The organism is Myxococcus llanfairpwllgwyngyllgogerychwyrndrobwllllantysiliogogogochensis (assembly GCF_006636215.1).
Lineage (GTDB): Bacteria > Myxococcota > Myxococcia > Myxococcales > Myxococcaceae > Myxococcus > Myxococcus llanfairpwllgwyngyllgogerychwyrndrobwllllantysiliogogogochensis.
The window spans coordinates 1-11554 of sequence record NZ_VIFM01000332.1 but is presented as its reverse complement, the minus strand read 5'-3'; the positions used below and the strand labels follow the sequence as shown (position 1 = coordinate 11554).

The window sequence follows — 11554 nt, the reverse complement described above, 5'->3', positions numbered from 1 at the left end:
CGCCCACCCCCGCCCGCCGACGCCAAGGTGCGCATCCGCGCCGTGGGCGACATGATGCTCGGCACCACCATCCCCGAAGACAACCTGCCACCCGATGGCGGCGGTAGCGTGATTGCGGGTGTGCTCCCCTTGATGCAGGACGCGGACCTCACCTTCGCGAACGTCGAGGGCCCCCTCTGCGACAACGGGAAGACCACCAAGTGCCGCTCGTCCGGCAACTGCTACGCGTTCCGCTCGCCCACCGCCTACGGCCAGTTCTTCAAGGACGCGGGCGTGGACCTGGCCTCCACCGCCAACAACCACTCGGGTGACTTCGGCGAGCTGTGCCGTCGTGAGACGGAGGCCACGCTCGATGCGCTCGGCATCGCCTGGAGCGGACCTCCGGGCTCCGTGGCGACCGTGGACCGCAACGGCCTGCGCATCGGCATGGTGGCCTTCCACACGTCGCCCTCGTGCAACCACCTCAACAACCTGGCCACGGCCACGGCGCTGGTGCGCGCGGCGGCGGCGGAACACGACATCGTCCTCGTCTCCTTCCACGGCGGCGCCGAGGGCGGCAAGGCGCTCCACGTCCCCAACGGCCGGGAGATGTTCTTCGGCGAGGACCGCGGTGACTTGCGCGCCTTCACCCACGCGGTGGTGGACGCCGGCGCGCACGTCGTCATCGGCCATGGGCCCCACGTCGTGCGCGGCCTGGAGTTCTACAAGGGCCGCCTCATCGCGTACTCGCTGGGCAACTTCGCCACCTACGGCCGCTTCAACCTCAAGGGTCCGCAGGGGCTCGGCATGGTGCTGGAGGTGGAGCTGAACAACGCGGGTGACTTCACCTCCGGCCGCGTCCTCGCCACGAAGCAGGTGGACAAGGGCATCGCCGTCCCCGACGAGAAGGGCGCCGTCATCCAACTGCTGAAGGACCTCACCGCCGTGGACTTCCCCGACTCCGGCGCCCGCATCTCCGACGACGGCACCCTCCGCCCCGCCGGCAAGGGCCCCGTCTCCTCACGCTGACGTCACCCGGGCGCGCGCTCGAATCCGCACGCGCGCACCGATGCCCCGACAATCACACACCCGCGCCCACGCAATTCCTCGCAGGGCTTTCATGAAATGCGTCGTATCAGGACATGCCTGAGCGACTGTGCCGTACGCCGCGCGCGTGAGCTGTGTCACAGCCCTGTCGAGCGAATCGTCCGTGTCGTCGTCATCCATCGCACGCTGAAGGCTGACTGCTGGGCCCACTGCGCCTCTCGTGATTGCGGCACCAAGCATGACGCGTCTCGTGGAAGCGCATCGCGGACGCGTGCGGTACAAGGATTTCGCCGTGCGCGCACTTCGACTGCCCCATCTCTCCTCGCTTCGCGCCTTCGAACACCCCGGCTATCTCGCTGTCTGGCTGGGCGCACTCATCTCCAACATCGGCACCTGGATGGAGACGGTGGCGATGGGCGTGTACGTCACGCAGGAGACGGGCCGCGCCGAGTGGACCGGCGGCATCGTCGCCCTCGCCTTCCTTCCCTCCGTCGTGCTGTCGCCCCTGGGCGGCGCGCTCGCGGACCGCTTCGACCGCCGCGCCTACGTGGCGCTGGGCACCGGCGTGCAGCTCGCGCTGGCCGCGGTGCTCACGGTGCTCGCCTTCACCGGCCACCTCAGCGTGCCCATCGTCGGCGTCGTCACGCTGCTCAACGGCTGCGCGAGCACGCTCACCAACCCGGCCTTCTCCGCGATGCTCGCGGAGCTCGTTCCGCCCCGTGACTTGCACAGCGCCATGAGCCTCAACTCGGCGCAGTTCAACCTGGGCCGCATCATGGGCCCGCTGCTCGCGGCGCTGGTGCTCCAGATGGGCGGCGCGCCGTGGGCGCTGTTCGTCAACACGCTGTCCTTCGTCGCGGTGCTCGTGGCGCTCTCCCGCGTGCGCATGCCCACGCGGGAAGCCGCTCGCACGAAGGAGAGTCTCTGGGCCGGCATCACCCGAGGCGTCTCCGTGGCGCGCGGGGACGAGGACATCTCCCTGGTGCTGTGGGGCACGCTGTTCGTCGCCGCGCTGGTGGCGCCCTTCATCGGACTGGTGCCCGTCTTCGCCATCAACGTCTTCGGTCAGGGCGCCGCCGCCACGTCGCTGCTCGTCGCCTGTCAGGGCGCGGGCGCGGTGGTGGCCGCCGTCGTCGTGGGCACGCTCGCGGACGCGCTCGGTCATCGCAAGCTCCTGGGCTTCGCCGCCATGTCCATTGGAGTGGTGTCCGCGCTCTACTGGATGTCGCCCACGCTGACGGTGGCCGCCGCGGCCATCTTCGTGCTCGGCGCCAACTACCTCACGCTGATGAGCGGCCTGCACGCCTTCGCCACCTCGCGCGTCCCCCGCGAACTCCAGGCGCGCGTGAGCAGCCTGTACAGCATGGTGCTCGGCGGCGGGTACGCGGTGGGTGTCTGGGCCCTGGGCGCGCTCGCCGACCGCGTGGGCGTGCGCTTCGTCACCATCAGCGCCAGCGTCCTGTTCTTCGCCATGGTGCTGACGCTGCGGTTGCTCAGCCCGCGCAGCTTCGAGCGCTCCCCCAACTGACCTCCCGCACCCGGGGTGCCCACGCCCTCCACGATGAGGGCGTGCCCCGGTCCACCTCCGGACATGAAGGCCGGTTCAGGTGTCGAAGGCCCTGCGTCCTCGCGCCCCACGCGCTACACACGGACGCTGTCGCCGCGAGACACCGACCCCTTGCGAGGAGCCCGCTTCATGTCCGTCCGTCCCTCCCTCCTGGCCCTGACCGCCCTGCTGCTGTCGGCCCCGCCCGCCCTCGCCCAGACGAAGGGCGCCGTCGAGCCGCTCGGCACCGCGCTGGAGGGGCTTCCCTCCGCCTTCCCCGTGCAGCAGCTGCCCCTGACGGTGGAGGGCCAGGACGTGCGCATGGCCTACCTCGACGTGAAGCCCGCCGCGCGCGCCAACGGGCGCACCGTGGTGCTGCTGCACGGCAAGAACTTCTTCGGCGCGTACTGGGAGGCCACCATCCGCGCCCTCACCGCCGCGGGCTATCGCGTCGTCGCGCCGGACCAGCTCGGTTTCGGCCGCTCGTCCAAGCCGGACATCCACTACAGCTTCCACACGCTCGCCTCGCTGACGAAGCAGTTGCTCGACACGTTGGGCGTGAAGCAGGCCGTCATCCTGGGCCACTCCATGGGCGGCATGGTGGCCACGCGCTTCGCCCTCATGTACCCGGAGACCACCGAGCGGCTCATCCTCGAGAACCCCATCGGCCTGGAGGACTACCGCGAGAAGGTCCCCTGGCAGCCGACGGAGGCGTACTACCGCGAGCAGCTCGCCGTGACGGAGGCGTCCACGCGCAAGTACCACCAGACGTACTACGTGAAGTGGAAGCCCGAGTATGACGTCTGGGTCCAGGTGCTCTACCGCCAGACGCTCAGCGGCGACTATCCCCGCCTGGCCCGCGTGGCCGCCGAGACGTCGCAGATGATTTACGAGCAGCCCGTGTCCCACGAGTTCCCGCTCGTGAAGCCGCGCACGCTCGTCGTCATCGGCCAGGAGGACCGCACCTTCATTGGCCGGGGCAAGGTGCCCGCCGACGTCGCCGCGACGCTCGGCCAGTATCCCCAGTTGGGGAAGAAGACCGCCCAGGCCATTCCCCAGGCCACCCTGGTGGAGCTGCCCGCCGTGGGCCACATCCCCCACTTCGAGGCCCCCGAGAAGTTCCACGCCGCCGTGCTCGACTTCCTCGCGAAGTAGGCCCGCCTCGCCCCTCCTCCGAGCCTGTGGGCAACTTGGGGACGCAGGACACACTCCCCGCATGGGCTCCCGGCTACCGGGTTCCGGACTAGAGTCCGTGAATCCGGGGCTTACGGCCCTGGTGCAGACCGGGGGGAGCACATGAAGAAGCTGCTCGGGCCGATGCTGTACGCGAGGAACCAGCCATCCGAGGACACGTGGTCGTTCTTCGTGAATCTGTACCTCTCTGACTCGGACCCGGCGAGGCCGCCTCCGTTGCGGCTTCGCTTCCAGGGTCTCGACGGCGTGGAGGTGGCGGGTGCTGTCTCCACTCCGCCGACGTCGGTCGCGGACTTCTCCTCGCTGAACAGCCCGGCCGCCGGTGTGTTGTGGCGGTGGGAGGTGACGCTCACGCGCGAGGCCACGCCCCGGCGGGTGACGTACCGCTTCGAGCCCGGGGAGGGCTGTGCCGCGCTGGAGCAGGTGGACTTCTCCTCGCGGGGCCATGCGGTGAAGCCCTGGGGGGAGGAGGACGTGAAGACGGTGGTGGTGCCCGCGAAGGGCGCCCTGCCTCGCGCGGCCTTCTTCTCCTGCAACGGCGCCAGCGACGCGAAGACGTGGGGCTCGGTGATGCGGATGAAGCGTCCCTTCGGCTGCTGGGCGGACATGTTGGCCCAACACGAGGAGCCCAGGGAGGGCGGCTTCGAGCTGCTGCTCGGCGGTGGAGACCAGGTGTACGCGGACTCGCTCCTGGACCACGAGCCGCTGGTGGAGTTCCGCAAGCGGGAGCTGGAGCAGAAGCTCAACCGGGACTTCGGGCCGCCTCCGGGGTTCCACGAGGAGATGGTGGCGCGCTACGTGGAGTTGTACTGCGAGCGGTGGAGCGGCTCGGCGGGAATCGCGCCCATGCTCGCGCGGGTGCCGGGCCTGTTCACCTGGGATGACCACGACATCTTCGACGGCTGGGGCTCGCACGAGTCGCTGCAGTCCTGCGAGTGGTTCGAGTCCATCTACAGCGCCGCCGCGCTCGCCTTCGAGGCCTTCCAGCTGGGCGAGCTGAAGACGGCGGAGAAGAAGCCCGCGAAGCGCAGGCCCTGTGACGCGCACTATCTCCAGACGCTGCATTTCGTGGGCACGGAGTGCGACGTGGACCTGGTGGCGTTGGACCTGCGCAGCGGGCGCACGTACCGCAAGCAGGTCAACGGGAAGATGGCGCACGAGGTGATGAGCGCCGGGCAATGGGACACGTTGGATGCGTGGCGACAGGAGCACGGGAGGGACGCGCGGAAGAAGTCGAGGCACGTCATCGTGCTGTCTTCCATTCCGTTGGTGCACCTGCGCTTCGGTCCCTCGGTGGAGACGCTGGGCGGCGACACGGCGCTGCACGACGACATGCTGGACCAGTGGGAGTCCGTCGCGCATCGAGGCGAGCGCATCCGGTTGATGGTGGACCTGCTCCAACTGGCGAAGGTGTCGCACTGCGCGGTGACGGTGGTGTCCGGGGACGTTCACGTGGGGGCGCGGGGGCTCATCCGCTCGCGCAATCCGGAGCACATCCCGGCGGGGCTCGCGGAGGCCGCGATTGAGCAGGTGACGTCCTCGGGCATCGTCCACCCGCCGCCCAACATCCTCCAGTTCATGGGCATGCGGCTGTTGTCGGAGGAGTCGGTGGATGACCTGCCGTCGTACATGCAGACGGAGATGCTCCCGGTGGGCAAGAGCCGCTATCTGCGCGAGCGCAATTGGTTGTCATTGAAGGTGGAGCCCGCGCGCTCGAAAGTCTCGCGTCCGAAGCTGTGGCTGCGCTGGGAGGCCGAGCACACCTCGCTCTCCATGCAGGTGGTGGTGGAGCCTCCGCCGCTCGTCTCGACGCAGACCTAGCGACCCGGGCCACCTCGCCCACCACCCAGGCGGGCGGGCCCCGCTGTCGTCGCACGGAGCTTGGTGCCCGTGGTCGTCGCTCCGACATTGAGCCCTGTGTGGAGTCGGCGTGGGGATGCACTCCGCGCCCTTCGACGAGGAGCGCGACATGGGCACGGGCAACAAGAAGAACGACCCCTCGAAGGGTGGCGGGGCCGGGGGCCACCACAAGCCGACCTTCGCGAAGGACCGCGTGGAGCGGGGTCTGGAGGCGGATGACACCCTGCCCCTCTACGCCGCGGACTCCATCCGCAGCACGCGGGAGCAGAAGTTCGCGCTCGACAGCGACGGCCCCGTCGGCGGCGACGTGCCCGACATCCGCAGCCCCATCGATGAGGCGGACGAGCTGGAGCGCGAGCGGCAGGGACGCGAACGGGCCCTGGAGCGTCAGGTCGAGGAGGAGGACTGACGCCCTCGCTGAAGAGGCCCGACGCGTCCTTCGTCGACGCGCCGGGCTCGTTGCTGGACTGACGACTACGGGCGCGCGCTCGCGCTGCCCGGCTGCGTGTCCGGCTCCACCGGCATCAGCTTGCCCAGGTTGAGCGGAGACACCTGCTCCTGGATGAGCAGCGGGTCTCCCACGAGGATGATTTGCAGCGTGGCCGGGTCCAGGTACTTCTCGGCCGCGCGCTGCACGTCGGCCGCCGTGGCGGTGCGCAGCCCCTCCACGGTGCGGTTGAACTCATCCAACGGCCGGCGCTTGCGGTACAGCTGCGACGCGCTGGAGCCCAGACCCTCCACCGACTCGAAGGCGCCGGGGAAGGCGCGGATGAGGCCCTCGCGCGCGGCCGCCAGCTCCTTCTCGGTGATGGGCTTCGACTTCAGGCCATTCAGCTCGCCCATCGTCTCGTTGAGCGCGGGGCCCGTCACGTCCGCGCGCACCGACGTATAGGCCGTGAGCGGACCGACGCCCAGGCGCGCATCCGTGCTCGCCCCCGCGCCGTAGCTGTAGCCCTTGGCCTCGCGCAGGTTCATGTTGAGCCGGCTGCCGAAGAAGCCGCCGAACACGGTGGTGGCCAGCTCCAGCGAGTACTCGTCCGGATTGCCCGCGGCGATGGCGGGACGGCCCAGCATCATCACCGTCTGGTCCAGGCCGGGCTTGGGCACCACGTACACCATCTGGCGCGCGGGAGTGGACGGCGCGGGCGGAGCGGCGGGCGGAGTCGCGGGCGCCTTCCATGCACCGAAGTGCTGCTTCGCGAAGGCCACGGCCTCGTCCAGCGAGATGTCACCCGTCAGCACGAGCGCCGCGGCGGCCGGGCCCACGTGCTTCTTGTAGAAGCCCTGGATGTCCTCCAGCGAGAGCGCCTGCACGGTGTCGGGCATGCCCGCGGACGTGTGCCCGTACGGGTGCGTGTTCCCGAAGACGGAGGACAGGAAGACAATCTGCCCCAGCGCGCTGGGCTGACCCAGCCGACGCACCAGGTCCGCGAGCTGCTGCTTCTTGCGCCGCTCGAAGGCCTTGGGAGCGAAGGTGGGCCGCAGGGTGACGTCCGCCAGCAGGGCCAGCGCGGCGTCCACGTTGCGCGTCAGCACGCGCACGCCCACCTGCGCGCCATCCGGAGACACCTCCTGGAAGGCGGACACGCCCAGGTCCGAGAAGGCGTTGTCCAACGCCACCGTGTCGCGGGTGCCCGCGCCCTCCAGCAGCATGCGGTACGTCAGGTCGGCGAGGCCCTTCTTGCCCACCGGGTCCTGCGCGCTGCCCGCCGCGAAGGTGACACCCGCGAAGACGAGCGGCAGCTCACGCCGGGTGCTCACCAGCACGGTGAGCCCGTTGTCGAGCGTCGCCTTCTGGAAGGTGGGCAGCACCAGCTCCGGAGGCTTGCCCGGCTGGGGCGGCGTCGCGCGGAAGGCCTCCGCGTCGGCGGGCGTCGCGGGGTTCGGGGATTGGGGCGCGGCGGTGCCCTGGGGCTCGCTGGAGGCGGGCTTCTGCTGGCTGGCGCAGCCGGCGAGCGAGACGGCAACGAGGGCGGTGATGAGGCGGCGCATCAGTGGCGCTCCTTCGGTTCGACGGGTGCCTGCTTCCGGGCGGGAGGCACGGCGTGGAGGATGACGCGGGCATCGGGGCGCAGCGTGTCGCGAGCGAACAGCTTCACGGACTCGGGCGTCACCGTCTCGTAGCGCGCCAGGTCCTGCGCCACGTAGCTGGGCTCACCGACGAAGTGGTTGTAGTTCTGCAGCACGTCCGCCTTGCCACCGAAGCCGCCGATGGACTGGAGGCCCGCCAGCGTGCGCGTGTCATAGCGGGTGCGGGCGCGCTGGATTTCCTCCGGGGTGATGCCGTTGCGGCGGATGTCTTCCAGCACCGCGTCCACTTCCTTGAGCAGCGCGTCCGTGGAGACGCCGGGCCGGGCCACCACGTCGAGCGTGAAGACCGACTGCGCGCCCTGGCTCTGCTGGGTGACGTTGACGCTCTGGGCCAGTTGCTTGTCCAACACGAGCCGGCGGTAGAGGCGGCTGGCCTTGCCGGTGCCGAGCGCCGTGGCCAGCACGTCCGCGGTGGCGTCCCCGTCCTCGAAGTACCCGGGCGACAGCCACTGGATGGACAGCAGGGGCAGCGTGGCCACGCGCTCCTCGTGGCGGATGACCACGGGCTGCGCGAGCTTCACCGAGGCGACCTCGGGCTTCGTCGGCTTGGGGTGGCTGGGCAGCGAGCCGAAGTACTTCTCGATGAGGGCCTTCGTCTTCGCCACGTCGAAGTCACCGACGACGGCGAGCGTGGCGTTGGACGGCGCGTACCACTTGCGGAAGAAGTCCTTCACGTCCTCCGGCGTGGCCGCGTCCAGGTCCTTCATCGAGCCGATGACGTCACCGTGGTACGGGTGCGGCAGGGGGAACAGCGCGTGCCAGGCCGCCTCGCGGGCGAGGCCATAGGGCGCCGTCTCGGTGCCCTGGCGGCGCTCGTTCTTCACCACCTCACGCTGGGTGGCGAGCTTCTCCGGGGAGAGCGCGTCGAGCAGGAAGCCCATGCGGTCGCTCTCCAGCCAGAGGGCGGTCTCCAGGTGGTGGGTGGGAACCGTTTCGAAGTAGTTGGTGCGGTCGAAGCTGGTGGTGCCGTTGAGGTCGGTGGCGCCCAGCTGTTCGAGCATGGAGATGTGCACGTCATCGGCCACGTTGCGCGAGCCCTGGAACATCATGTGCTCGAAGAGGTGGGCGAAGCCGGTGCGGCCGGGCTGCTCGTGGTAGGCGCCGACGTGGTACCAGACGTTGACGGAGACGACGGGCAGCTTGCGGTCGACGGAGAGGATGACCTCCAATCCGTTGGGCAGCGTGTACTTCTCGTAGGGGATGGCGACCGCTTCGCGACCGGGCTCCAGCGGCTTCGCCTCTTGTGCTGAGAGGGCGAGTGCCGGGAGCCCGAAGACGACGAGGGCTGCGGCGACGAGGGCCTTCATTCGGGACAAGGTTCCTCCGGGGCTTCCGTGCCAGGGACTCACCTCTCGCGCTTAGCACGCGTCCCTCGCCGGGTGGGCAAGGAATGACAAGCGGAATGGGCGGCGGGTGGCAACTGTTGAGGGCCGGCTCCGAGCGGGATGAGGTGTCCGTTGACTCGCGTCCCAAGCGCGCGGCGCTCCATGAGACACTGGAGCGCATGGTTTCCTTGGTCGGTGTCACGCCTCGCTGCGCTCTCCACCCGGAGGTGGAGGCGGGGGGGACGTGTCAGCGCTGCGGCGGCTTCGTCTGTGAGGAGTGCTCCACGTGGGTGATGGGCGTGCTGTATTGCGCGGCCTGCTCCCTCCGCCCGGAGGTGAACTACCTGGAGACCTTCCGGCTGAAGCTCTGGGGGCGGCGCGACACGAATGCGTGGCTGGTGGGAGTCGGGACGCTGGGGGTGCTCGCGGGCGTGCTGACGGCCTTGTTGCAAGGCGCCTGGCCCATGGCGCTGGTGCTGCTCGGCGCCGCGGTGGTGGGTGGGGCGTTCTACCTGGGACAGAGCTGGGCGAGGACGGCCCTGGTCTTCACGCCGGTGGTCGCGGGGGTGGCGGGCGCGGCGATGTTCGGCCCCGCGCTGCTCGTGGGTGGGTTCCTGCTTTTCGTCACCGCGTTGCAAATCTTCCTCGACACGAGGAACCGGCTCTTCTTCCGCGTGGACGTGTCGGAGAAGGAGCTGCGGCGGTTGTGGGATTTGCGGGTCAACAACCCGATGGCGAGACATGCGCTGTCGTTGGGGTTCACGACGTTCATCTTTCCGGTGCTGGGGCCCGTGGCGGTGGTCTTCGGTCTCATCGCCTTGCGGAAGGTGGATTCGCGAGCGCGGCCTCCCATTGGTAAGGGGTGGCAGGCGGTGGCGGGCATCCTGCTGGGAGTCGGGGGCACGGTGCTGTGGTTGCTGCTCTTCGGGCCGCTCGTGAAGGGCTTCCTGGAGCGGCTTCCCGCCTGAGTGCCGGCCCGCCGCCCCGGCGCGCGGCGGGGGCATGCTGTCTTCTGGGAGGGAGGTGTCCACGGTGAGTGGGTGGGAGTCAGCCACCACACCCGGACAGGGGAGGGCCACGACATGGCGAATGAAAACGAGGGACGACCAGAGGCAGGCGAGCGCCCGAGCACGTCGACGGAGGAGCTGCGAGCGAAGCGGCGCGAGTCGAGGACGTCGCGGACGTACACGCTCTTCTTGAGGGACCTGGAGGCGAAGGCGGGAGTCGACCGTCCGCTCGCGGAGCGGGCCGCGGAGTCGGTGCTCTGCACGCTGGAGCAGCGGTTGATGGGCCAGGAGGTGGAGCACCTGGAGGCGCAGCTGCCGCAGAAGGTGAGGGACTTGTTGCAGCGCTGCCCGCGACACGAGGGCCTGCCTCCCCGCAAGTTCAAGATGCTGGAGTTCCTCCAGATGGTCTCCGACGACCTGGACACGACGCCGAACGAAGCGGAGCGCCTCACGCGCGCCGTGTTCGCCACGGTGCGAGCGCACATCTCCGAGGGCGAGGCCGAGGATGTGATTGGCCAGCTCCCCGCGGACCTGCGCGCGCTGTGGGTTCCGGAGGCATGAGCCGCGCCCTACTCCGCGAGGAGTGATGAAGCCAGACGTCTCACGTCCTCGGAGTCATCGCGGGCGACCACGTCGCGCAAGAGCTCACCGGCCAGGTGCTCCACGGTGAGCAGTGTCCCCAGCATCCGCACCACCTCGGCGCGGACCTGGGGCTCGGGCTCCGCACGCAACACCTGCGCCACCGCGCGCAGGTGAGGACCGGCCACGCGCCGCGAAATCATCACCGCCGCCTGCACGCGCACCCGCGCCTCCGGGTCCTCCAGCAGCACCGTGTCCAACAACACATCCACGTCCGCACCCGCCATCGCCCCCAACGCCTCCGTGGCCACCACGCGAACCTCCGCCGAGCGGTGAGCCAGCGCCGCGCGCGCATACTCCAACCCTCGCGCCGAGCCCGTCCGCGCCAGCGCCCGCAAGCACGTCTCCACATCCAGCCGCTTCGCCTCGCAGCGCCCCATCAACCCATCGAGCACCCCGAGCGCCCGTCCAGGCTCCGAGCGCTCCAACCCCTTCGCCACCGAACCGAGCGCGAGCACCACCGCGCGCTTCAGCTCGCCTTCCTTCGTCGCTCCCACGGCCCGAGCCAGCGCTTGCGTCAACTCCGCCGACGGCCGCGCCACCTTCCCCGCCGCCGTGGCCACCAACGCCCGTGTCGTCACCCTCAGCCGTGATTCCCCCAGCAGCCGGGCCAGCTCCCGCTGTGCCTCCGGAGTCCCCGCGCTCCCCAGCGCGTCCAACACCTGCGCCACCCCGCTGCCTTGAGCCGCCGCCACCCGCCTCACGCGCCGCGCCGCCAGCACCGCCTTCGTGGGCAGCAATCGGAACAGCGCCGCCAGTCGCTCCCGGGCCTGGAGCAACTCATGCTCCCGCGTCTCCGTCTCCAGCACGCCGAGCAGGACCTCCAGCGTCGCATCCCCCACCAGCCGACGGTCCCCCTCCACCGT

The 11554-nt window shown here is 69.9% G+C and carries 9 protein-coding genes and 1 pseudogene; 7 read left to right on the top strand and 3 right to left on the bottom strand.

The window, feature by feature from the left end; all coding sequences use genetic code 11:
* The 5 genes from FJV41_RS43960 to FJV41_RS43940 all read left to right on the top strand — a co-directional run.
* The coding region (locus tag FJV41_RS43960) for a CapA family protein (protein ID WP_141648615.1) at positions 1 to 1008 on the top strand (1008 nt) is incomplete at its 5' end.
* A 310-nt stretch (positions 1009 to 1318) separates the two neighbouring features.
* A complete protein-coding gene (locus FJV41_RS43955; RefSeq protein WP_141648614.1) occupies positions 1319 to 2554 on the top strand; it encodes an MFS transporter in 1236 nt (411 codons plus the stop codon).
* 168 nt (positions 2555 to 2722) lie between these two features.
* Positions 2723 to 3727: an alpha/beta fold hydrolase gene (locus FJV41_RS43950; protein WP_141648613.1), complete on the top strand. Its 1005-nt coding sequence runs from the start codon at positions 2723 to 2725 to the stop codon at positions 3725 to 3727.
* Between the two features lie 141 nt (positions 3728 to 3868).
* Positions 3869 to 5587 carry an alkaline phosphatase D family protein gene (locus FJV41_RS43945; RefSeq protein ID WP_141648612.1) on the top strand — a complete coding sequence of 573 codons (1719 nt, stop codon included), beginning with the start codon at positions 3869 to 3871 and terminating at the stop codon, positions 5585 to 5587.
* Positions 5588 to 5735: 148 nt separating this feature from the next.
* A complete protein-coding gene (locus FJV41_RS43940) occupies positions 5736 to 6035 on the top strand; it encodes a hypothetical protein (RefSeq protein ID WP_141648617.1) in 300 nt (99 codons plus the stop codon).
* A 65-nt stretch (positions 6036 to 6100) separates the two neighbouring features.
* On the opposite strand, the gene FJV41_RS43935 is transcribed toward FJV41_RS43940, so the two are convergent.
* Together FJV41_RS43935 and FJV41_RS43930 are read right to left on the bottom strand one after the other, a co-directional pair.
* Complete coding sequence (locus FJV41_RS43935; protein ID WP_141648611.1) at positions 6101 to 7618, bottom strand: insulinase family protein; 1518 nt, start codon at positions 7616 to 7618, stop codon at positions 6101 to 6103.
* Positions 7618 to 9024 (bottom strand): M16 family metallopeptidase, encoded by a 1407-nt coding sequence (locus FJV41_RS43930; protein ID WP_141648616.1) that lies wholly within the window; start codon positions 9022 to 9024, stop codon positions 7618 to 7620. The genes FJV41_RS43935 and FJV41_RS43930 overlap by 1 nt, the downstream gene beginning before the upstream one ends.
* Positions 9025 to 9221: 197 nt before the next feature.
* On the opposite strand from FJV41_RS43930, the gene FJV41_RS43925 reads away from it, so the two are divergent.
* On the top strand, positions 9222 to 10010 hold the full coding sequence (locus FJV41_RS43925; protein WP_141648610.1) for a DUF4190 domain-containing protein: 789 nt from the start codon (positions 9222 to 9224) through the stop codon (positions 10008 to 10010).
* Between the two features lie 114 nt (positions 10011 to 10124).
* A complete protein-coding gene (locus FJV41_RS43920; RefSeq protein WP_141648609.1) occupies positions 10125 to 10610 on the top strand; it encodes a DUF2267 domain-containing protein in 486 nt (161 codons plus the stop codon).
* A gap of 8 nt (positions 10611 to 10618) precedes the next feature.
* On the opposite strand, the pseudogene FJV41_RS43915 reads toward FJV41_RS43920, so the two are convergent.
* Positions 10619 to 11554: pseudogene (locus FJV41_RS43915) on the bottom strand (HEAT repeat domain-containing protein); the annotation flags it as partial.